Genomic DNA, 21,011 nt, shown 5'->3' on the forward strand with positions numbered 1-21,011 from the left:
CATGGCCGCCATGCGGCGGGCGGCCTTGCGGACAAAGGGCCGAGGCACCCATTTATCCTCTGATGCTAAAGAGAAAGGACGCGCGCGGTGGCGCGTGGGATGGTTTTGTCATGGACCGTGGATTGTTTTTCGTCATCGGTGACTTTTTCAGCACATTCGGCAGCGCCGCATCCGCCTCGCGCGCCGTCGAAGCCGGCCGCAAGCCGCGCCCGAGTGACCTTAAGAAGCTCGGCATCGATCCGGCCGCGTTCGACAGGACTGGCCGGTTCTGAGGCAGAGCGTTCAGCGCAATGCCTTGGACTATTTCCGGATGAACGTCAGATAGGCCGGACGCCGTCCCTCGCGGATGGCCTTTGCCTCATAACGCGTGCCGGGCCAGCCCTCATAGGGATGGTGCCAATCGGTTGCGTCCCGCGCTTGCCAATCAAAGGCGCCATGATCGCGGCAGGCGAGCAGTGCCCAGTTGACGTAGCTGTCTATATCGGAAGCAAAACGGAACCTGCCGCCCGGCTTCAAGACGCGGGCAAAGCGGCCGAGATTGGCCGGGCCGACGAAGCGCCGCTTCCAGTGCTTTTTCTTCGGCCAGGGATCGGGATAGAGCAAGTCGATGCCGTCGAGCGAGGCCTGCGGCAGCCAGTCGAGCAAGCGCGTGGCGTCGTCGTCATAGACCCTGAGATTAGCGAGCGGCGTCTTGCCGAGCGCCGCCATCATCTTGGCCATGCCGTTGACGAAAGGCTCGACACCGATGAAGCCGGTCGCCGGCGCTTCGGTCGCGCGATGCAAAAGATGCTCGCCACCACCGAAGCCGATTTCCAGTTGAATCGCTGAAACATTGGCCTTGAACAGGTCCGCAAGGTCCGCCGAGGGCGGGACCGCCAGATCGATTCCATGAGCACGGAGCCCGCTTTCGAGGGCAATCGCCTGCTGTGGCCGGATGGTCTTGCCGTGCCGGCGGCCGAAGAATCCTTCGGTCGCGCGGCTCGGGCGATCTTTGTGGTCCTCCGGCGTCAGGCGGCGACAGCGTCCTTGAGCGCCTTGGCGAGATCGGTCTTCTCCCAGGAGAAGGAGCCGTCACGGCCGGCCTTGCGGCCGAAATGGCCGTAGGACGAGGTCTTGGCGTAGATCGGCTTGTTGAGGTCGAGATGACGGCGGATGCCCGACGGCGACAAATCCATCACCTTGCGCAGCGCCTCTTCCAGCTTCGACTCGTCGACCTTGCCGGTGCCGTGCAGGTCGACATAGACCGACAGCGGTTGAGCGACGCCGATGGCGTAGGAGAGCTGGATGGTGCAGCGGTCGGCGAGCTTGGCCGCGACCACGTTCTTGGCGAGGTAGCGCGCCGCGTAAGCCGCCGAACGGTCGACCTTGGTGGTGTCCTTGCCGGAGAAGGCGCCGCCGCCGTGAGGTGCCGCGCCGCCATAGGTGTCGACGATGATCTTGCGGCCGGTGAGGCCGGCGTCGCCGTCAGGCCCACCGATGACGAATTTGCCGGTCGGGTTGATATACCACATGCAATCGTCGGCGATCTTGAGATCGCCCAGCGCCTCGCGAATGTAGGGTTCGACGACCTTGCGGACCTTCTTGGAATCCCAGCTTGAATCCAGATGCTGGGTCGACAGCACGATCTGCGTCGCTTCGGCGGCCTTGCCGTCGATGTAGCGGACAGTGACCTGGCTCTTGGCATCCGGTCCGAGCTTGCCGGCCTCGCCGTTGTTTTCGTGACGGGCAGCGGCCAGCAATTCGAGGATCTTGTGGCTGTAGTAGATCGGCGCCGGCATCAGGTCCGGCGTTTCGCGACAGGCATAGCCGAACATGATGCCCTGGTCACCGGCACCTTCCTCGCCCTGGCGATCGGCGGCGTTGTCGACGCCCTGGCCGATGTCGGGCGACTGGCCGTGCAGCAGCACCTCGATCTTGGCCGTCTTCCAGTGGAAGCCCGCCTGCTCGTAGCCGATCTCACGGATCGCCTTGCGGGCGACGGACTTGAACTTCGCCGGGTTGACGACAGGGTGGCCAGCGGCATCCTTGAGGATGTTACCGGCCTTGTCCTTCTTCAAAAGCGTTTCGGGAACGCGGACCTCGCCGGCGATGACGACGCGGTTGGTGGTCGCCAAGGTCTCGCACGCGACGCGGACCTTCCACGGGTCCATGCCGGTCTTCTTGGCTTCGCGATAGACCAGATCGACGATTTCGTCGGAGATGCGGTCACAGACTTTGTCGGGATGGCCCTCGGCAACGGATTCCGAGGTGAAGAAATAATTCTGCCGCGTCACGGGTGTCCCCTCTTGAAAGCATCGGCAGGTTGCCGATTTTGGCGCGCCACGTGTTAGCGGTGCCGGGCGCTGCTCGTCAAGCGGCGCGACGGATCTGGCATGAATGTCGGCATTGGCGGCTTATGCCACCGGCGGCGGGGCGCTACCGGTGACATCAGTCGAGGAGATGGGCCGAAATCAATCGGCCTCGTCGGCAGCGAGCGCCTTCACCAGATCGATGATCCTGCGTCGCACCTTGACATCGGCTATCTTGACGAAAGCCCGATTGAGCTGAAGTCCTTCCGGGCTGCCGCAGAATTCGATGGCGAAGGACATGGAGGAATCCTCGGCAAATCCCCGGTTGACGCCGCCGGCCTCCTCGCCCGGGGCATCCTCGAAGAAGAACGCGACGGGAACGCTCAGAATGGAGGCGATCGCCTGCAAACGGCTTGCGCCAACCCTGTTTGTCCCCTTTTCGTACTTCTGGATCTGTTGGAACGTGATGCCGAGGTTTTCACCCAGCTTTTCCTGGCTCATGCCAAGCATGTTGCGACGCAGCCGAATACGACTGCCGACATGGATGTCGATCGGATTCGGCTTCTTCTTGTTCTCTTCTGTCATTTTTTCCTCGCCGAATTTTTCCGGCTTTTTCTATTTTTCCCGCCCATACGAAACCGGAGCCACCTGCCCCAACAGAAACCCCAACCGACTTCGAGAAAATTTTAGGCGTTACAGTATGAGTTTCTAATGTGCCGACTGTCAATTCACCCGTAGCCGTTGCCTTACATTCAATGTGAAGGCCGTCAGGGCAAACAGCAACATGATCAGCAATCCGTTAATTCGCCGCTGATCGGCCGAGAAGAAAGCTTGGCCCGCGATCGGCACACGCGCATCGATGGCGCCGCGCGCGTTGACGGCCAGGGCATCGACAATGCGCCCGCGCGAATCGACCACGGCGGAAATGCCATTGTTAGCCGCGCGCAACAAAGGCCTGCCATTTTCCACCGCACGGATCTGCGCCTGCCTGAAGTGTTGATAAGGGCCTGGCGTGTCGCCAAACCAGGCATCGTTGGTGACGTTCACAATAAGATCGGATGACGCAGCGTCAACTGCCACGAGGTCGGGAAAGATCACCTCGTAGCAAATGAACGGAGCGGCGCGCAGGCCATTCGGCAGGGCGATCGGATGGCGCTCGTTGCCGGCGGCGAAATTCATCGGTCCGGCAACGAGCTGGCCGATGCCGAAGCGCTGGAACAATTCGGCGAAAGGCACGTATTCGCCGAACGGCACCAGATGAACCTTGTCGACGGCGTCGACGATCTCGCCCTTGTCGTTGATCGCCACCACGGAATTGTAATAGCGGCTGTCGGCGTTGGCGACTGCGCCGCCCTCCTCGCGCACGACACCGGCGATCAGCAACTGGCCGTCGGTGAGCATGTCGCCGAGCGCCGTCAGCGCGTCCGGCCGCTCGGTGAACAGGAACGGCACCGAGGTTTCAGGCCACAGGATCAACTGCGGCTTGGTATGACCTTCCGCGGGAGCCTTTGCCGATATACCGAGCAGTGTCGCGAAGATGCGATCGCGCACCGAAGCGTCCCATTTCTCGCTGAGATCGACGGCCGGCTGCACGATGCGAACCTCGATCGCGCGGCTCGATTTAACCGGCACGGCAAGCCTGACATAGCCAAAGCCGACATGACCGGCGATGAGGATGACGAGCAGGGCGAAGCCCAGCCTGAGATGGCGTCGCGCGGCTAGCAGCGCAGGCAGCGAAAAGACAAAGACCGCGAGCGCGTTCATGCCGATCATGCCGGTCACCGATACGCTCTGCATCAAGAGCGGCACCGGCATTGCGGCATAGCCGACGGCATTCCAGGGAAAGCCGGTGAACAGGAAATCGCGCAGCCATTCGGTCAGGCCGAAGCCGAACGCCAACGCCGCGATACGACCGATATCGCTGCTCCAGAACAGCCGGGCCACGACGGTGGCGAAACCGTAGAAAAAGGCGAGCGCGAAGGGGATGCCGACGACGGCGAAGGGCAAGGCCCAGGCAAAGCTATCGGCCTCGACCAGCAGCGCCTGTCCGATCCACCAGAGACCCGCGAGAAAATATCCGAAACCGAACCACCAGCCGGTGGCAAAGGCCGGCTTCAGGCGTTTCAGCCATCCATCGGAGGCTTCGCCGGTGGCGCCGTCGAGCAGCCATACGAGCACCGGAAACGAGATGAAGCAGACGGCGAAGAAGTCGTAGGGCGCCTGGGCAAGAACGGCGAGCGCGCCGGCGACAAACGCTACCAGCGCCCGCCGCCACCCCCACAGCAGAATTATCCGGCCGGTCAGGCGCTCCATGCAGACGTCCCAAGTCGCGCGAATCAGTTGCGAAGGTTTAACAGGCTGCGCGGCCTGCTCCAAACCCAGATCAGCCGGGCCTAATTCACGGCTGCGCGATAGCGGGAACGGGCATTGTGCTATCGTTCTTTGGGTAGCGGCACTTCCGCGGCACCAGGCGATTCCGCTAGTGACAAAATGTTCAGCGATGCCAGCCTTCGATGCGCAGGCCGCTCAGTTGCTCGGCCTCCTCGCGCGAAACAATGCGGATGGACTGGCTGAACGTCCAGACATGGCCTTCGAGGTCGCGCGCCCGGTATTGGCGCTCGCCATAGAACTGGTCGGCAGGTTGCTGGACGATCTCGGCGCCGGCCGCCCGCGCCCGCTCGCAATGGGCGTCGATGCCATCCTTCAGACGGATATAGACGGCCTGGGTGTTCCTGCCGCCGACCGATGCCGGGCTGGCGACGTGATCGGCCCATTCGGAATCGACAATGATGTAGCCGTCGCCGAAACGCATTTCGGCATGGACGAGGCGCCCGTCGGCGTCGCTCACCAGCATGGACGGCTCGAAGCCGAAAGCGGCCTGGAGCCAGATCAATGCGGCGCGCGGATCTTTGTAGAAGACACCTGAACCAAGCACGGCGTGCTTGAACGGGTCGTCGACCGGCATAGGCGACAATATCAGGCCTGCTCGGTGCGCGCGGCGCGGCGGCGCTGGCGCTCGCCCTTCTGGCTCTGGACGATGCGCACGCGCTTGACACGGCGCGGGTCGGCGTCGAGCACATGGAATTCGAAGCCGGGGATGGCTTGAACCACTTCGCCGCGCGCCGGGACGCGTCCCAGTGTGTTGAAGATCATGCCGCCGATGGTGTCGACATATTCGCCATGCTCGCCGGCGGCGAAATCCTCGCCGATCATCTTGGCGACCTCGTCGATCTCGGCTTTGCCGTCGACCACAAACACGCCGTCGCCGGTCTGGGTGATCATCGGCTCGTCATCGTCATGCTCGTCCTCGATGTCGCCGACGACCATCTCGACGATGTCTTCCAGCGAGGCGAGGCCATCGGTGCCGCCATATTCATCGATGACCAGCGCCATCTGGGTGCGGTTGGTCTGCATGCGCCCCATCAGGTCGGAGGCGAGCATCGACGGCGGCACGAACAGCACCGGACGGATCAGGCTGAGATCGCCGATGGTGCGCGCCAGGTCGACCTGGGCAAGGTCGAGCGCGGTCGCCACCGGGGTCTTTGCTCTGGCGCGGCCCTTCTTGACGCGGGCGACCTTGGTGATGTGGGCAAGCACGTCGCGGATGTGGACCATGCCGCGAGGGTCGTCGAGCGTCTCGGAATAGACCGGCATGCGCGAATGGCCGGACTGCTCGAACAGGCCAAGCAGATCGCCAAGCGTGGTGTTGATCTCGACGGCCTCGATATCGGCGCGCGGCACCATCACGTCCTCGACGCGCACTTCGCGCAGCCGCAGGATGTTGTTGAGCATGGCGCGTTCGCCGGGCGAGAACGACTCGACATCGCTCGCCGTCTCGGCAAGCGCGTCGGCGATCTCCTCGCGCAAATTGGTGCCATTGCGGTGCCTGAACAGGCCGAGCACGCGTTCGACAAGGGAAGGACCGGCGACAACGGAAGGACCGGCGACGAGGGAAGGACCGGCATGCTGCGGCTCGGCGGCCGCGCTGCCGGTCGGAATACTCGGACTGGAGCCCTCTTCCGACTTTTCGGAAGGCTTGGCAGCACTGCCGGCGTCCGGACGGGCGGCAGTTTCTGGTTTATCGTTCATGGCCATCAGGTCAATTGAGCTTTTTTGTTACGCGTAGGGATCGGGAATGGCAAGCCTCGCAAGCGCCCTGCGCTCGATCGCTTCCATCTCCTCGGCCTCGGCTTCGGTCTCGTGATCGTGGCCAAGAAGATGCAGCAGGCCATGGATGACGAGATGGGTGATATGGTTCGCCAGGGGCTTGTCTTCCAGGGCGGCCTCGCGCGAAACCGTCTCCGCCGCCAGCACGATGTCGCCCAGCATCGGCGGCAGCGGACCGCCTTTGGCGAACGAAAAAGCAGGGAAAGACAAGACGTTGGTGGGCTTGTCCTTGCCGCGCCATTGCGCGTTCAGCGTCTGGATATGGGCGTCGTCCGAAAAAACGATGCTGAGCTCGGAGGCGCCGCTGGCGCCGGTTTCGGCAAAGGCCATTGCCACGGCGCGATCGACCAGCCGTGTCAGCTCGACTTCCGCCGGCCAATCGCCGGCCTCGACGAAAACATCGATATCGACCGGCGTTTTGCCAGCTGGTTTGGCGGCTTCAGCCATGCGGCCTTGTCAGCTTTCCGCGCCCAGGCCTCTGGCCAGCTTGGTGTCGCGGTCATAGGCCCTGACGATTTCCGCCACCAGCGGATGGCGGACGACGTCGACATCGTTGAAGCGCACGGTTACCGCGCCGGCCACGCCGTCGAGGACGCGCAAGGCTTCGACCAGGCCGGATTTGGTGCTCGGGGGCAAGTCGATCTGGGTCGGATCGCCGGTGACGATCATGCGCGAGTTCTCGCCGAGGCGGGTCAAGAACATCTTCATCTGCATCGGCGTGGTGTTCTGCGCTTCGTCGAGGATGACGGCGGCGTGCGCCAGCGTGCGACCGCGCATGAAGGCAAGCGGGGCGATTTCAATGACTTCGGCGGCAATGGCGCGCTCGACCTTGTCGGCCGGCATCATGTCGTAAAGCGCGTCGTAGAGCGGCCGCAGATAGGGATCGACCTTCTCTTTCATGTCGCCGGGCAGGAAGCCCAGCCGCTCGCCGGCTTCCACCGCCGGGCGCGACAAGACGATGCGCTCGACCATGCCGCGCTCGAGCAGCATCGCCGCATGCGCCACCGCCAGATAGGTCTTGCCGGTGCCGGCCGGACCAATGCCGAACACCAGTTCCGAGCGCTCCAGCGCCCGCATATAGGCGTCCTGGTTGAGCGAGCGGGCGTAGATCGTCTTCTTGCGCGTGGCGATCTGGGCGGCGGAAACCTTGCCTTTGCGCTCCAGCGTCGGCAGCGTCAGCTGGTCGTCGGCGGCGACCGCCATGCGCACGGCGCCGTCGACGTCGGACTGAGCGATGTCGACGCCCTTCTGCAGGATGCCGTAGAGACTATCCAGCGCGCGCCGCGCCTGCTCCGCGGCCGAAGCCGACCCCTTGATGGTCAACTGGTTGCCGCGCGAGCGGATGTCGACACCGAGCTTCTGCTCGAGCCGGGCGAGGTTCTCATCGAACTGACCGTAAAGGGCGCTGGCAAGCTTGTTGTTGTCGAAGGTCAGTACGATGTGCGCCATGTCGGAAGCCCCGGACGCCTGGTTCTGGGGCGGATTCTTCAGTTCAGCAGCGCTCAACCGTCTCTCCTCATCTGCCGAGGCTTGTGGCTATGCATGTCGTTGTCCCAAAACCGCGGGCACTTTTGAGCGACATGCATCAGACCAACTCGGCGAACAGGCTGTTGTAGCCCGTCCTTGTGATTCGTACGTCGATAATGTCACCGATTCCACCGGCCTTGTCGTCAACAATAACCGGTTGCAGCCACGGAGAGCGGCCGACTTTCTGGCCAGCCTGGCGGCCCGGCTTCTCGATCAGCGTGCCGATGGTCTTGCCGACCAGGCTCAGGCCGAAATCCTGCTGCTGCTTCAAAAGCAGGGCCTGCAGCCGCTGCAGACGCTCATCCTTGACCGCCTCGGACACGTGGTCGCTCATTTCGGCGCCCGGCGTGCCAGGGCGCGGCGAATATTTGAACGAGAAGGCCGAGGCGTAGTTGACCTCGCGCACCAGTTCCATCGTCGCCTCGAAATCTTCATCCGTCTCGCCCGGGAAGCCGACGATGAAGTCGCCGGAGATGGCGATGTCGGCGCGGGCAGCGCGGATGCGGTCGATGAGCGCCAGGTAGTCGCGCGCCGTATGCCGGCGGTTCATCGTCTTCAGGATGCGGTCTGAACCGGATTGCACCGGCAAATGCAGATAAGGCATCAACGCCGGCAGGTCCCGGTGCGCGGCGATCAACTCATCGTCCATGTCGCGCGGATGGCTGGTGGTGTAACGCAGCCGCGCCAGTCCAGGAATTTCCGCCAGCCGGAACAGCAGGCGGCCAAGGCCCCATTCCACGCCGTTTTCGCCGACGCCATGCCAAGCGTTGACGTTCTGGCCGAGCAGCGTCACCTCGCGCACGCCGGCCTCGGCCAGGCGCTCGGCCTCGGCGACGATCTGCGCCACCGGCCGCGACACTTCGGAGCCACGCGTGTAAGGCACGACGCAGAAGGTGCAGAACTTGTCGCAGCCTTCCTGCACAGTGAGGAAGGCGGTGACGCCGCGTTTGGCCAGTTCGGCGCGCTTGGGCTGCGGCAGATGCTCGAACTTGTCCTCGATGGCGTATTCGGTCTCGACGATCTTCTCGCCGCCGCGCACCCTTGCCAGCACGTCGGGCAGGCGGTGATAGGTCTGCGGACCGATGACGAGATCGACGGCCGGCGCGCGGCGGATGATCTCGGCACCCTCGGCCTGCGCCACGCAACCGGCGACGCCGATCAAGAGCTCGCGGCCGGCGCTGGCACGCTCGGCTTTCATGTCGCGGATGCGGCCGAGCTCGGAATAAACTTTTTCGGCCGCCTTTTCTCGAATATGGCAGGTGTTGAGCAGCACCAGATCTGCATCGTCGATCACGTCGGTGGCGACATAGCCGTCGGCGGCCAGCGCATCGGTCATGCGCTGGGAATCGTAGACATTCATCTGGCAGCCATAGGTCTTGACGAAGATCTTTTTCGTCGCCGGGACAATACTGGCCGAATGCTCGGCCGCAATGCCGATGTCGTGGCTTTCAATCGCGTTCAATTCCATCGGGCGGCTTCTAACGCCTTTCCGTGACAAAAAACAGACGATTCTACCCAAAGCACGACGACTGCGGGGATTCAGTCATTGTCCCGACCCCATGCAGTTTGGGCGCTATGCAGGGTTTACCGGCTTGGAGCCGGGTTCGCCAGGGCCGCCTGCATCATTTCGCGTACTTTGCCTTCCATCAACCGCGCGGTTTCCTTGCGGTTCGAACCCTTGGAGAAAGCCACTGGATCGCCGAAATGCACTTCGGCGTCGAGCGCGCCTTCGGCAAGCAGCACTTTTAGATGCGGCATCAGATCCTGATCGCCGATCCATGCGGAAATCGGCCGATGGCGACGACCCATCGGCACACCGTGCAGGCGCGTATAGGCGATCGCCACCGGCTGGATGAAGACCGTGTCCGTCGCGCCTTCCGAAATTGCCATCGAGGCCGCGCCAAACAAGGTGCTCTTGAACGGCAGCACCAGATTGCCGTCGCTGGTGGAGCCCTCGGGAAACAGCACCATCGTATCGCCCTTGGCCATGCGCCCGCCGATCTCGCTCGCCTGGTCGCCGGAGGTTCGCTTGCGCTCGCGTTCGATGAAGACTGTGCGCTGCAATTTGGACAGCATGCCGATCAGCGGCCAGCCTTCCATGTCGGCCCTGGCGATGAACTTCACGTCGGCAAAAGAGCCGAGCACCATGATGTCGGTCCAGGAAATGTGGTTGGCCGCAACCAGCAACGGGCGTTCGCGGGCCAGCGCGCCTTTGACGTGGACGCGAATGCCGAGCGCCCTCAGGATCATGCGGTGCCAGATTTTCAGGATGACCGTTTCGGGCCACAGCCCGGTCTTCATCGACAATATCTGCAGGGGCACCAGCACCAGCGAGCAAACGACAACGTAGCCGAGCGCCAGGAAAATCCGCAATTTCTTGATCATTCGCTCCGGCCCTGCCAGCCCGTTGAGCTAGCGAAGATCGCGGCGCATGACAAGCGCGCCGGTCGGGCCGTGCTCGGTCGAGCGATAGTAGTTGGGCCGTTGGCCGACCTGGCGGAAACCCAGCCGGCGATAAAGCGCGATGGCCGGCGCATTGGTCTCGTCGACTTCGAGGAAAAGCGCGTCGGCGCGCTGCGCGTGCAATTCGCGCAGCACCGCGTCCATCAACTGCCAGCCAAGGCCTTGACGGCGATGCGCGCGGGCAACCGCGACAGTCAGGATCTCGCCCTCGCCGGCCGCGAGCCGCGCCAGCACGAAGCCGACCGGAGGCTTCGCCCCTTGCCCGGTCTCACGTGCCGCGTAGCCGAACACGGTGTCCTGCCCGAGCAATGACGCGAACTCGCCATCGGTCCAGGGCCGCACGAAATCCTCGCGGTGCAGCACCGAGACGGCGGCACTGTCGCCAACCGTCAGCGGCTCAAGCGCGTAGTCCCTGCGGCGCGGTTGAAAGAACGGTATGCGCATCAGGGCTGTTTTCCCTTTGGGTCCTGTCTTGGCAAAATGAACCCGGCCTGCGGCTTGGCGTCGGCGCCACGCAGATAGAGCGGCTTCGGCTTCTCGCCCGGTCCTTTGGCGGCAGCCAGTCTGGCGTAGGTCGCAATGTCGGCGGTGGAAGTGACCGGTCCGGTGTCCAGGACATGTCCCGCCGCCGTTGCGATCAACGGCGCGGCGGTGCCGGCCAGCACCGCGTCGGCGCGCTCAGCCATGGCAGTCGTCTCAACAAGGTTGGTCACGGCAGGTCCGTAAGCTAAAGCTAACGCTTCGTCATAGAGCGCTGCGTGGATTTCCTCGCGGCCGGCATCGAGCGCGGCCAGCACGGCGCGGCCGGCGAAAATCGCGGCAGCCTCGGCCGCCAGTGCCTCCAGCGTCGTCACGCCGATGGCGGGGATTTTCAGCGCCAGCGCCAGCCCACGCGCCGCCGAGACGCCGACGCGCAAGCCCGTGAAGGAACCCGGCCCGATCGACACGGCAATGGCGTTCAGGTCGCGATAGCCTATCCCACTGGCTTTAAGGGCAGCCTCGATGACAGCCATCAGATGCTCGGCATGGCCCTTGCCAAGGTCCAGCACCTGCCGGCCAAGCTCATTGCCCGCAGCCGCGTCATAGACGCAGGCGGCACAGAGACTGGCGGCACAGTCGATGGCAAGCAGTTTCATACGAGGAGCTTCATACAGGCAGCTTCATTTTAGCCGGTCAACGAACAGGATCGAACGATATTCCCTCTGCCCGCCAAGGCCTGCCGCCGCAAGGGCCACGGTCGAGAAAGTTAAACGGCTTGGCTTCCGCGCAACACCAGGACTCTTTGTTTTGACGCAATCCCGGACGGAAAACCGCTTCACACTTTTCCTGGAATTGCTTTTTTGTTTGACGCAATCCCGGACGGAAAACCGCTTCACACTTTTTCCTGGAATTGCTTTTTTTGTTTGACGCAATCCCGAACGGAAAACCGCCTCATACTTTTCCTGGAATTGCTTCGGCGGGCCGTCAGGCCGTGGCCGAGATGCGCAGCATGTGGTTGTCCCAGACGTAATCGGGCTCGGAACGGGTCGCGCCGGCGCCGCCGATGATCTCACCGGCCCCGGTCGTCGCCATGAATCCGGCGTCATCGGGCGCGAGGCCGCAGACTTCGACGAGCGATCTGGTCGTGACGACCCGGCCGCTGGCCGTATCGATCACCGCCAGCGCGTTTCCCTCCGGCGAGGTGACGGCGACGGTGCCGGTGCCGGGATTGGCGGCGACGGAGCCGATATAGTTGCGGAAGCTGGAGAGCACGTCTTGCGGCATCTCCAAAAGTTCAAGGTCCTTGCCGCGAACCGCCCGCCCGATCAGCGCCGGACGGTCGGTTGCCGGTCCCCTATACTGGCAGCCGAACCAGACGGTGCCTGCCTTGTCGGTGTCCATATGGCGGATCGACAGCTGGTGCAGCGACGGCGGCAATTCGTGCTTTTCGATCAGGTCGCCGGTGATGCGGTCGACCAGCGTATAGGACGGCTTCATGGTCGCGATGTTGAGCTCGGCGCGGCCGAAATCGGGATGGGTCTCGATGCCGCCATTGGCAATCGCTAAAGTCCGGCCATCGCTGAGCAGCAAGAGTTCATGCGGGCCCATGCCGTGGGTCGGAAACTCGCCGATGCGGTTGAATTTCGCGCGCGCGTCATAGATGCCGACGACGCCGGCGGCGTTGTCGAAGTCGTTCTCCGTCGCATAGAGCAGGGCGCCATCGGGCGAGAACACGCCATGGCCGAAGAAGTGCCGGCCGGCGATGCTGGGGATCGTCAGAGGCGGCTCGCGGCCGGCATGGTCGAAAACGACGGCGAAGGTTCCAGGCTGGCGGGCAAAGACGACCGAGCGCTTCGACACCGGATCGAAAGTGACATCGTGGCCGCGCTCCGGCAGATCGACCGTGTGCAGGATCTTGCCCGCCTCGGACAGCACGGCGGCGCCAAAACTGCCGTCGCGCTTGACGAACGCCGTGGCGAAGACGGCGTCCGCTGCCAGCGTGTCCGCCCAGGCGCGTGGCGCCAGAGCGGCGGCGAAGGTGACGCCGGCCGCACGCAGGAAATCGCGGCGGTCGATGAGTACGGTGCCCGACCAAGTCATCGCTCAATCCCCGTCCAACGAGGAAAAACCGGCGGTCAGGCCGAACTCGGCCGTCATCCTGGTGCCGATCAAGGTCGAAAGGCTGGAGGTGATCAGCGCGAAATGCTCGAGCTTGTCGCGCAAGGCCGGATCGGCGAGCGCCTTGTCGATGGGTCCAGTGACCGATTTTGCCGTCGCCACGCCATTGGTGAGCTGGATGTGGATGGATTGCGCCATCCATTGCGCGTCGGCGGGCAGCGCATCGCCAAGCTTGGAAGCCTGGAAGAGGCGGTCGATACCGGATAGATTTCCGGCCAGCGAAGCGGCCGTATTCTGCGAGCGCCAATAGATCGCCTGTTTCGGCTTGTCTGCATCGGGCTTGGCGCCGAGAAACCCCTTGAGCCGCACGTCACGGATCATGTCCAGTTCGTTGATGAAGACGCCGACCAGTTCCGTCACCGCTTCGGTGCCGTCGCGATAGAGCGGGTTTTTCGGTCCCGGATCGGCCCACAGCGAAGCAAAGCCGTCGGGCTTTTGCCAGGCATCGCGCACCTCGCCAGCGATCGTCTTGATGTTGCCGGCCACCGCCGAGCCATAAGAACAGCGATATGCGTCGTCCTTTTTGGCAAGCGTTTCGGCGCCGTCGCCGTAGAGCACATATTCGAGCGCGCCCAGTCCCTGCATAGCGACGCTCTTGCCCGCCAGTTGCGCCGGATCGGTCGATGTCGGGTCCTTCGCGGCCAGCGTCGCCTGCACCTGTCTGAGGCCAATGCTTTTGCGGTCGGGCCAATAGAGCATGCGCTCCAGCCGGTTGTTTTCCTTGACCGGGCCAAAGCCGATGACCTCGGCCACCGACCAGGCCTCGACCGTGCCGGAAAACTCAGAACGCGCCGCTTCGAGATTTTGCTCGGACGGCGCTTCGCAAAGCTGGTGCATCGCCTTGGTCAGGCTTTCGGCATGCTGGTCGAGGCTGGCATAGGCCGGGCGGACGAAACCGTCGATCGCGCGCTCGATGACATCGGAGGCCTTGACGGCGGCCGATGCCGGTAAGGCGGCGGTGAGAAGAAGCGCAGGAGCGAGCGCAGCGGCCAGGCGTTTCGACATCAGAGCGACTCCAGGAATTTGATCAGCGCATCACGATCGGCAACGGCCGCGCCGGCAAAGCGGTCGCGCGCCTTCCGGGCCTCGCCGCCATGCCACAAGATTGCCTCGCCAAGGCTGCGGGCGCGCCCGTCATGCAGGTAGAAACTGTTGCCGTTGACGGTCGCCGTGAGACCGATGCCCCACAGCGGCGGCGTGCGCCATTCGCTGCCGCTGGCTTCGCCGACGCGCTGTCCGTCGGCCAAGCCTTCGCCCATGTCATGCAGAAGAAAATCGGAATAAGGCCAGATCAACTGGAAGGCCTGCGCCTTGTTGGGCGTGCCGCGCATGGTGACGAATTTCGGCGTATGGCAGGCAATACAGCCCATCTCGTAGAATTGCTTCTTGCCGGCGAGCACGTCGGGCCTATCGAGATCGCGGCGCGCCGGCACCGCCAGGTTCTGCGAATAGAAGGTGACGAGGTCCATCACCGGCGGCGGCGCCTCCGCGATGCCGAGGCGCTTCTGAACGCCATTGGGCAAGCCAAGGCAATCTTTCTCAGCCTCCGTGCAATCACCCCAATGCTTCGGCATTTCAGGCGTCGAGATGCCGATGTCGCCGGCAAAGGCGTCGGCGGCCTGCTGGCGGATCGAGGCGGTCTGCGCCTTCCAGCCGAAGCGGCCAAGAGTTATCTGGCCGCTCAGCTCATCACGCACGATGTTGAGCCGGCCCGAGATACCGTCGCCATCGTGGTCGTCCGGATCGGCATGGGCGAGGATATCGGCCGGAGCGATCTGCTCGATCAGGCCAAGCCCGATCATCGGCGGCGTCAGGCGCGGCGACAGCGTTGTGCGCGGATCGAGCGGGCCGTAGCCCGGATTTTCGACCGCATAACTTGGCTTGCTCAACGAGACAATGGTGCCATCGGCGAGTGTCACCTTTACTTCGGAATAGTCGATGCGCATGCGGCCTTCGCCCTTGAGGCCGGGAACCGCCAGCTCCTGCAATTGCGTGCCGTAAACCGGATCGGGGAAGTTCAGCACCTTGTGGTCGGCAAGTGCTGCTTCTTCTTCAGCGCTGCCGGCGTCGCGTGCGAGCCTGAGCAACATCGAGGTTGAGCCCGCGCCTTCCGGCGGACGGCCGCGGCCATCCTTCAGATGGCAGTTCTGGCAGGCGCGCTCGTTGAACAGCGGGCCGAGGCCATCGGAGGCCTGCGTCGAGGACGGCGATGACACCCAATTCTTGCGGAAAAGCGCATTGCCGAGCTTGAAGGTGCCCTCTTCCTCGAAAGTGATGTTGGCGGAGGATTGCGAGAAGGCGTCGCGGTTGACATCCTTGCGCGAGGTACCGGCGCCGCCCTGCATGCGTTCGAAGGGCTCGGGTTTGGAAAAGTCGGTGGTCGGCCGGGTGACGGCCAGCACCCTCGCCTGGTCTTTCGGCGACAAGTCGGTTCGGCTGGTGGGCAGATCGGCCGGTTCGCCAGCCAAAGCGGATGTGGAAAGCACGATCGCCAGCAGAAACGAAGCCCCGCGATGGGTTTGGTATCGCGGGTCCTTCAAGGGTGGCAGGCCGCTGGCTGCGGCCCGCGGGCGGCGCGAAAAATCTACGGTGCGCCGCATTCCCACATGTCCTTACTCCGCCTCGTTGGCCGAGTCGGCGTTGAGCTGGCCGTACTTTTCCTCGCCGATCGAGGCAAGCAGGTCGAGTTGCGTCTCGAGGAAGTCGATGTGACCCTCTTCGTCCGACAGCAGATCCTCGAACAGCTTCATCGACACATAGTCTCCGGTGTCGTGGCAAATCTCGCGCGAGCGCTTGTAGGCGGTGCGTGCGTCATATTCGCCGGCCAGATCGGATTCGAGCACTTCCTTGACGTTCTGGCCGATGCGCAGCGGCGCGACCGATTGCAGGTTCGGGTGGCCTTCGAGGAAGATGATGCGAGCAATCAGCCGGTCGGCGTGATGCATTTCCTCGATCGATTCGGCGCGCTCCTTTTTGGCCAGCTTGGTGTAGCCCCAGTCCTCGAGCAGACGATAGTGGACCCAGTACTGATTGACGGCTCCAAGCTCCAGGAAGAGAGCCTCGTTAAGCCGCTCGATGATCTGCGGTTCGCCTTTCATGGGTTCTGCTCCCGTATTGGATGCGCAAGCCTCTTACGCGGTCCAGGTGTGAAACGATGTCCACGCCGCCCACCTCTGAGCGGGTGTGGTAATTCTCGGTGACCCGAATGATCGTTTCCACCACATTTGGGAAGCACCCGCAACAGCGGCCGCGCTTGCGCATCGCATGATAGACCTTCGCCGGCACGATAAGCTGCCAGGGGTCCTCGTCCAGCAAGCCAATGATGGCCTGCTCTATCTCCTTCTCGGTGATGATGTTGCAATGGCAGATCAGCATTTGTTTGCTCTGGCTGACGGCGCCGCCCCGGCGCCGTTTGGCTTGTTCCTAGTCGGGCATGATCTTGTCCAAAAATCGGCTTCCATTTTTTGGGATCATGCCGCCCCGAAGACCTATTTGAAAACCTTATCGGGTGCGTCGAGGCTGTCTGAGCCTTCGAAGGCGATGGCATTCAGCTTCAACGAGCCGACGGCGCGTTCGATCGACTTGGTCTGGTCGACCAGCGCGTCGATCGCCGCCTGCACAGTGGCGTTGCCTTCGACATTGCCCTCGGCGATCTGCTGGTCGTAAGCCTCGCCGCCGAGCGCACGCTTCTGGATGGCTTCCATCTTGGCGACGGTGATGTCGAGCTTGCCGGACAGTTCCTTGTCGATCGCCGGATCGGCAACCTTCACCATGTCGGACACCGACGGGCCCGAAACCACGGAGCCGTCGAGCCGCTTGTAACTGGCATGGTAGGTGTCGCGGATGCCGACGGCATCATAGAGATGGGAGATATAGGTGTTGTCGGAGAAGCAATCATGCTCCTCTTCCGGATCGTGCAGCAGCAGACCGAGCTTCATGCGCTCGCCCGCCAGCTCGCCATAGGACAGCGAACCCATGCCGGTGAAGATGGTGGAGATAGCCGCATTGGTGTCACCGTCGATGAGCGTCTTGCGCGCGGCGCCATCTACCTTCCAGTTGTTGACCATCTCCTGCAGGTCGGACACCAGAAGGTCGCTCGCCGATTTCAGATATTCCGCGCGGCGGTCGCAATTGCCGTTGGTGCAGTTCTTGAGGTCGTAGTCGGTGAAGGGACGCTCGCCGGCGCCAGGTCCGGTGCCGTGCAGGTCCTGGCCCCAGAGCAGGAATTCGATAGCGTGATAGCCGGTCGCGACGTTGGCTTCGACGCCGCCGGCTTCCTGCAGCTTGCCGGACAGGAATTCGGGCGTCAGCTTCGAGGCATCGACCTTCTTGCCGTTGATCTCGATTTCCTTGTTGGCGATGACATTGGCCGTATAGAGCGCGTTCTCGTCCGACTCGGTGCCGTAACTTTTGGCGACATAGTCGATCAGGCCTTCGTCCAGCGGCCAGGAGTTCACCTTGCCTTCCCAGTCATCGACGATCTTGTTGCCGAACCGGTAGACCTCGGTCTGCTGGTAAGGGATGCGCGCCGCCTTCCAGGCGTCGCGAGCGGCGTTCAGCGTGTCGGCGGAAGGCTTGGCGAGGAACCCGTCGACAGCCTTGTCTAGCGCCTGGGCGGTGGTCAGCGAATCCTCGTATTTGGACAGCGCGATGTCCGAATAAGTCTTGATCACCGCCTTCGCGTCGGTTTCGGCTTTGGCGGGCAGCACGAACACCGCTGCGGTCAATGCAGCCGTGGCGCAGATCGCCGCCAGCCTGCTGCCAATACGTGCCGTCATTATCTTTCTCCGGTTCCTTGGAAATTCAACAAAAGCCGCACGCGTCCACCCGCGCCGAGGCATAAGCATGCCCGATAAAATGTGGGCCGCGCCGATGCGCGGTTCGCGATAAAAAGTCACCGGTAGCCTCCAATCGAAAGGGTTCAAGGCCCCGACATCAAAGGAATGCGCTTTTGCGCGCAGGCCTTCATAAAACGATGGAGCGGCTAGAAGTCAACTGGCGCGGCAGAGAAAATTCAATTGAAACAATAGTTTAGAATTATTCTAAACTACGATTATCAACTTTAAGACCTCAAGCCCGCCTAAGGAATTCAACCGGTGGCGCAATTGACAGAGAGCCGTTCTGGGTGCGACGGCGACGCCCACTCCTGCGACGGCGGCAGACAATCGCCGCCTGGCGCAAGAGCCTAAATTTCTAAAAACAAAAAGGATTGCGATGACGAACGGGATTGTGATTGTCGGTGCGGGCCATGCCGGCGTGCAGGCAGCCGCGAGCCTGCGCGAAGAGGGCTATGACGGTCCGGTCATCCTGATCGGCGATGAGCAGGAACTGCCCTATCACAAGCCGCCGCTGTCCAAGACCTTCATCAAGGACGCCGCGGCCAAGCCGCAGCCCTTGCGCGGCGAGGCCTTCTATACGGGCAGCAGCATCGATTTCCGGCCAGGCACGCGCATCGACAGCATCGACGCCCGAGCAGGCCGGTTGGATGTCGCGGGCGGCAGCCCACTTGCCTTCGACCGGCTGATCCTGGCCACAGGTTCACGGCCGCGCGTGCTCAAGCTCGATGGAGCAGAGCTCGCCGGCGTGGTCTCGCTACGCTCTATCGCCGACGCACGCCTGATCCGTGAGCTTAGCGCTAAAACCGAGGATGTCGTGATCCTCGGCGGCGGCTTCATCGGCCTCGAGATCGCGGCGACATTGCGCGCCGCCGCCCGCAATGTCACCGTCGTCGAAGCCGTGGACAGACTGCTCGGCCGCGCCGTGGCGCCGGTGATCGCGAGCCATGTGCGCCAGCGCCTGGAGGCGATCGGCGTGCGCATCCTGACCGAAACAACTGTTGCCCGCCTCGAAGGCGAAAACGGCCGTGTCTCGGCGGCGATCATGTCGACCGGCGAACGCCTGCCGGCGCAGATGGTGATCATCGGCATCGGCGTCGTGCCCAATGTCGAACTGGCGCAAGGCGCGGGCTTAGCGATCGCCAACGGCATCCGCGTCGATCAGCATATGCAGAGTTCGATAGCGGAAATCCTCGCCATCGGCGACGCGGCGTCCTACCGGCATTGGTTCACCGGCGGCGACGTGCGACTGGAATCGGTGCAGAACGCCACCGACCAGGCAAGGCTTGCCGCGCGCACCATCGGTGGCCATGCCGAACCTTTCTCCGCCGTGCCGTGGTTCTGGTCGGACATCGGCGACATGAAGCTGCAGATGGTCGGCCTGACGCAGGGCGGCGATCACCATGTCGTTCTCGGTGACCTCGCCGACAACAAATTCTCGATCTACCACTATGCCGGCAACCGGCTGCTCGGCATCGAATCCGTCAACCGCCCGGCCGACCACATGCTCGGCCGCAAGATGCTCGGCGCCGGTTTTTCGCCGACGCCGCAGATGGTGGCCACGGGTCCCGAGGGGCTGAAGGCGGCATTTGCCGCGTTCAGTCAAGGCGAACCGGCAAGAGCCGCAGGTTAAGCCGCCCTCGCGTCGCGGATCGAGGTCTCCAGAATATCCAACGCCTCGGTCATGACGCCGTCCTGGATGGTGATCGGCGCCAGGAAGCGGATGACGTTGCCGTAAACGCCGCAGGTAAGCAGGATCAGGCCCTTGTCGAGCGCCTTCAGCCTGACCGCGTTGGCGAATTCGGCCGAAGGCAGGGCCTTCTTCACGTCGTTGAACTCGACGGCGTTCATGAAGCCCGGGCCGCGGATATCGACGATCTCCGGCACGTCGTCGCGGAACGAGTCGAGGCGCTGCTTCAGCCTGGCGCCGAGCGCATTGGCGCGGTCGCAGAGCTTTTCCTCGTCGATGACGTCGAGCACGGCATGCGCCGCGGCGACGCCGATCGGGCTGCCGCCATAGGTGCCGCCGAGACCGCCGGGGCCAGGCGCATCCATGATCTCGGCGCGACCGGTGACGGCCGACAGCGGGAAGCCGCCGGCGAGGCTCTTGGCCATGGTGGTGAGATCGGGCGCGACGTCATGGTGGTCCATCGCGAACATCTTGCCGGTGCGGGCAAAGCCGGTCTGCACCTCGTCGGCGATGAGCAGGATGCCGTGCTGGTCGCAGATCTTGCGCAGCGCCGCCATGAAATCGCGCGGCGCCTCGTAGAAGCCGCCCTCGCCCTGGACCGGCTCGAGAATGATCGCGGCGACGCGGTTCGGATCGACGTCGGCCTTGAACAGCTTGTCGAGCGCGGCTAGCGAGTCCGCCACCGAAACGCCATGCAGCGCGACCGGGAACGGCGCGTGGAAGACATCGCCCGGCATGGCGCCGAAGCCGACCTTGTAAGGCACGACCTTGCCGGTCAGCGCCATGCCCATGAAGGTGCGGCCGTGGAAGCCGCCGGAAAAGGCGATGACGGCCTGGCGTCCAGTGGCGTTGCGGGCAATCTTGATAGCGTTCTCGACCGCTTCGGCGCCGGTGGTGACGAAGACGGTTTTCTTGTCGAATTTGCCGGGCAGCATGCCGTTCAGCCGTTCGGCGAGATGCACATAGCTTTCATAGGGCACGACCTGATGGCAGGTGTGGGTGAAGCGATCGAGCTGCGCCTTGACCGCCTCGATTACCTTGGGGTGGCGATGGCCGGTGTTGACGACCGCAATGCCCGACGAAAAGTCGATGTAGCGGCGGCCCTCGACGTCCCAGATTTCCGAATTTTCGGCGCGATCGGCATAGATCTGCGTCGTCATGCCGACGCCGCGCGAAATCGACTGGTTCTTGCGCTCGGAAATCGCTGAATTCTTCATCTCGTCCCTCATCGGGCCAAAAGCCCGCTCCCTTTGATCGAATTCCTTCTGGCCTTATTTCACGTTTTCCTCAAGTCGGCACCATGGCCCGGTCGATTGGGCCTGCCCGAGGTGCTCTTCCGATCTTAACCAGGCCGCCGACGGATGCCGCGGAAACAGTTTTCTT

General features: G+C 63.2%; 21 protein-coding genes. 2 read left to right on the forward strand and 19 right to left on the reverse strand.

The window, feature by feature from the left end; genetic code table 11:
- Nucleotides 1-110 precede the first annotated feature (110 nt).
- A complete protein-coding gene (locus AB6802_RS00485) occupies nt 111-272 on the forward strand; it encodes a hypothetical protein (protein ID WP_371008032.1) in 162 nt (53 codons plus the stop codon).
- A 28-nt stretch (nt 273-300) separates the two neighbouring features.
- Here the strand turns inward: AB6802_RS00485 and AB6802_RS00490 are convergent, their stop codons facing one another.
- From AB6802_RS00490 to AB6802_RS00575, 18 genes are all read right to left on the reverse strand, one after another.
- Entirely contained in the window at nt 301-1,011 is a 711-nt protein-coding gene (locus AB6802_RS00490) for a tRNA (guanosine(46)-N(7))-methyltransferase TrmB (protein ID WP_371008758.1), read from the reverse strand.
- On the reverse strand, nt 1,008-2,273 hold the full coding sequence (gene metK, locus AB6802_RS00495; protein WP_371008033.1) for a methionine adenosyltransferase: 1,266 nt from the start codon (nt 2,271-2,273) through the stop codon (nt 1,008-1,010). Before metK ends, AB6802_RS00490 begins: the two co-directional genes overlap by 4 nt.
- Nucleotides 2,274-2,450: 177 nt before the next feature.
- Nucleotides 2,451-2,873 (reverse strand): helix-turn-helix domain-containing protein, encoded by a 423-nt coding sequence (locus AB6802_RS00500; protein WP_371008034.1) that lies wholly within the window; start codon nt 2,871-2,873, stop codon nt 2,451-2,453.
- Nucleotides 2,874-3,011: 138 nt separating this feature from the next.
- Entirely contained in the window at nt 3,012-4,601 is a 1,590-nt protein-coding gene (gene lnt / locus AB6802_RS00505) for an apolipoprotein N-acyltransferase (RefSeq protein WP_371008035.1), read from the reverse strand.
- A gap of 181 nt (nt 4,602-4,782) precedes the next feature.
- Entirely contained in the window at nt 4,783-5,253 is a 471-nt protein-coding gene (locus tag AB6802_RS00510) for a VOC family protein (protein WP_371008036.1), read from the reverse strand.
- 11 nt (nt 5,254-5,264) lie between these two features.
- Nucleotides 5,265-6,377 carry a hemolysin family protein gene (locus AB6802_RS00515; RefSeq protein ID WP_371008037.1) on the reverse strand — a complete coding sequence of 371 codons (1,113 nt, stop codon included), beginning with the start codon at nt 6,375-6,377 and terminating at the stop codon, nt 5,265-5,267.
- Between the two features lie 27 nt (nt 6,378-6,404).
- Nucleotides 6,405-6,902, reverse strand: a complete 498-nt coding sequence (gene ybeY, locus AB6802_RS00520; RefSeq protein ID WP_371008038.1) for an rRNA maturation RNase YbeY — start codon at nt 6,900-6,902, stop codon at nt 6,405-6,407.
- Between the two features lie 9 nt (nt 6,903-6,911).
- Nucleotides 6,912-7,904: a PhoH family protein gene (locus AB6802_RS00525; RefSeq protein ID WP_371008759.1), complete on the reverse strand. Its 993-nt coding sequence runs from the start codon at nt 7,902-7,904 to the stop codon at nt 6,912-6,914.
- Nucleotides 7,905-8,040: 136 nt separating this feature from the next.
- Nucleotides 8,041-9,450: a tRNA (N6-isopentenyl adenosine(37)-C2)-methylthiotransferase MiaB gene (gene miaB, locus AB6802_RS00530; protein WP_371008039.1), complete on the reverse strand. Its 1,410-nt coding sequence runs from the start codon at nt 9,448-9,450 to the stop codon at nt 8,041-8,043.
- A 116-nt stretch (nt 9,451-9,566) separates the two neighbouring features.
- Complete coding sequence (locus AB6802_RS00535) at nt 9,567-10,367, reverse strand: lysophospholipid acyltransferase family protein (protein WP_371008040.1); 801 nt, start codon at nt 10,365-10,367, stop codon at nt 9,567-9,569.
- Nucleotides 10,368-10,394: 27 nt separating this feature from the next.
- On the reverse strand, nt 10,395-10,889 hold the full coding sequence (rimI, locus tag AB6802_RS00540; RefSeq protein WP_371008041.1) for a ribosomal protein S18-alanine N-acetyltransferase: 495 nt from the start codon (nt 10,887-10,889) through the stop codon (nt 10,395-10,397).
- The gene (tsaB, locus tag AB6802_RS00545; protein ID WP_371008042.1) at nt 10,889-11,581 is read right to left on the reverse strand and encodes a tRNA (adenosine(37)-N6)-threonylcarbamoyltransferase complex dimerization subunit type 1 TsaB; all 693 of its coding nucleotides are present in this window, start codon (nt 11,579-11,581) and stop codon (nt 10,889-10,891) included. The genes rimI and tsaB overlap by 1 nt, the downstream gene beginning before the upstream one ends.
- Before the next feature lie 328 nt (nt 11,582-11,909).
- The gene (locus tag AB6802_RS00550; protein WP_371008043.1) at nt 11,910-13,025 is read right to left on the reverse strand and encodes a DUF1513 domain-containing protein; all 1,116 of its coding nucleotides are present in this window, start codon (nt 13,023-13,025) and stop codon (nt 11,910-11,912) included.
- Between the two features lie 3 nt (nt 13,026-13,028).
- Complete coding sequence (locus tag AB6802_RS00555) at nt 13,029-14,108, reverse strand: imelysin family protein (protein ID WP_371008044.1); 1,080 nt, start codon at nt 14,106-14,108, stop codon at nt 13,029-13,031.
- Nucleotides 14,108-15,703 carry a di-heme oxidoredictase family protein gene (locus AB6802_RS00560; protein ID WP_371008045.1) on the reverse strand — a complete coding sequence of 532 codons (1,596 nt, stop codon included), beginning with the start codon at nt 15,701-15,703 and terminating at the stop codon, nt 14,108-14,110. Before AB6802_RS00560 ends, AB6802_RS00555 begins: the two co-directional genes overlap by 1 nt.
- A 12-nt stretch (nt 15,704-15,715) precedes the next feature.
- On the reverse strand, nt 15,716-16,201 hold the full coding sequence (gene bfr, locus AB6802_RS00565) for a bacterioferritin (protein ID WP_371008046.1): 486 nt from the start codon (nt 16,199-16,201) through the stop codon (nt 15,716-15,718).
- Entirely contained in the window at nt 16,167-16,478 is a 312-nt protein-coding gene (locus AB6802_RS00570; protein ID WP_371008047.1) for a bacterioferritin-associated ferredoxin, read from the reverse strand. Before AB6802_RS00570 ends, bfr begins: the two co-directional genes overlap by 35 nt.
- A 113-nt stretch (nt 16,479-16,591) precedes the next feature.
- On the reverse strand, nt 16,592-17,881 hold the full coding sequence (locus AB6802_RS00575; RefSeq protein ID WP_371008048.1) for an imelysin family protein: 1,290 nt from the start codon (nt 17,879-17,881) through the stop codon (nt 16,592-16,594).
- Between the two features lie 436 nt (nt 17,882-18,317).
- Between AB6802_RS00575 and AB6802_RS00580 the strand changes: the two genes are divergently transcribed.
- Nucleotides 18,318-19,571 carry an NAD(P)/FAD-dependent oxidoreductase gene (locus AB6802_RS00580; RefSeq protein WP_371008049.1) on the forward strand — a complete coding sequence of 418 codons (1,254 nt, stop codon included), beginning with the start codon at nt 18,318-18,320 and terminating at the stop codon, nt 19,569-19,571.
- Here AB6802_RS00580 and AB6802_RS00585 read toward each other — a convergent pair.
- Entirely contained in the window at nt 19,568-20,845 is a 1,278-nt protein-coding gene (locus AB6802_RS00585) for a 4-aminobutyrate--2-oxoglutarate transaminase (protein WP_371008050.1), read from the reverse strand. The two genes, AB6802_RS00580 and AB6802_RS00585, sit on opposite strands and share 4 nt — an antisense overlap.
- Nucleotides 20,846-21,011 lie beyond the last annotated feature (166 nt).

The organism is Mesorhizobium sp. RCC_202, assembly GCF_041355295.1.
Taxonomy (GTDB): Bacteria; Pseudomonadota; Alphaproteobacteria; order Rhizobiales; family Rhizobiaceae; genus Mesorhizobium.

Coding starts and splice junctions, on each gene's coding strand:
- miaB (WP_371008039.1), bottom strand. CDS start 9,450: ATGGAATTGAACGCGATTGAAAGCCACGACATCGGCATTGCGGCCGAG.
- AB6802_RS00555 (WP_371008044.1), bottom strand. CDS start 14,108: ATGTCGAAACGCCTGGCCGCTGCGCTCGCTCCTGCGCTTCTTCTCACC.
- ybeY (WP_371008038.1), bottom strand. CDS start 6,902: ATGGCTGAAGCCGCCAAACCAGCTGGCAAAACGCCGGTCGATATCGAT.
- bfr (WP_371008046.1), bottom strand. CDS start 16,201: ATGAAAGGCGAACCGCAGATCATCGAGCGGCTTAACGAGGCTCTCTTC.
- rimI (WP_371008041.1), bottom strand. CDS start 10,889: ATGCGCATACCGTTCTTTCAACCGCGCCGCAGGGACTACGCGCTTGAG.
- AB6802_RS00515 (WP_371008037.1), bottom strand. CDS start 6,377: ATGAACGATAAACCAGAAACTGCCGCCCGTCCGGACGCCGGCAGTGCT.
- AB6802_RS00585 (WP_371008050.1), bottom strand. CDS start 20,845: ATGAAGAATTCAGCGATTTCCGAGCGCAAGAACCAGTCGATTTCGCGC.
- AB6802_RS00525 (WP_371008759.1), bottom strand. CDS start 7,904: ATGGCGCACATCGTACTGACCTTCGACAACAACAAGCTTGCCAGCGCC.
- AB6802_RS00510 (WP_371008036.1), bottom strand. CDS start 5,253: ATGCCGGTCGACGACCCGTTCAAGCACGCCGTGCTTGGTTCAGGTGTC.
- AB6802_RS00500 (WP_371008034.1), bottom strand. CDS start 2,873: ATGACAGAAGAGAACAAGAAGAAGCCGAATCCGATCGACATCCATGTC.
- AB6802_RS00535 (WP_371008040.1), bottom strand. CDS start 10,367: ATGATCAAGAAATTGCGGATTTTCCTGGCGCTCGGCTACGTTGTCGTT.
- AB6802_RS00560 (WP_371008045.1), bottom strand. CDS start 15,703: ATGCGGCGCACCGTAGATTTTTCGCGCCGCCCGCGGGCCGCAGCCAGC.
- AB6802_RS00550 (WP_371008043.1), bottom strand. CDS start 13,025: ATGACTTGGTCGGGCACCGTACTCATCGACCGCCGCGATTTCCTGCGT.
- AB6802_RS00570 (WP_371008047.1), bottom strand. CDS start 16,478: ATGCTGATCTGCCATTGCAACATCATCACCGAGAAGGAGATAGAGCAG.
- AB6802_RS00485 (WP_371008032.1), top strand. CDS start 111: ATGGACCGTGGATTGTTTTTCGTCATCGGTGACTTTTTCAGCACATTC.
- tsaB (WP_371008042.1), bottom strand. CDS start 11,581: ATGAAACTGCTTGCCATCGACTGTGCCGCCAGTCTCTGTGCCGCCTGC.
- AB6802_RS00580 (WP_371008049.1), top strand. CDS start 18,318: ATGACGAACGGGATTGTGATTGTCGGTGCGGGCCATGCCGGCGTGCAG.
- lnt (WP_371008035.1), bottom strand. CDS start 4,601: ATGGAGCGCCTGACCGGCCGGATAATTCTGCTGTGGGGGTGGCGGCGG.
- AB6802_RS00575 (WP_371008048.1), bottom strand. CDS start 17,881: ATGACGGCACGTATTGGCAGCAGGCTGGCGGCGATCTGCGCCACGGCT.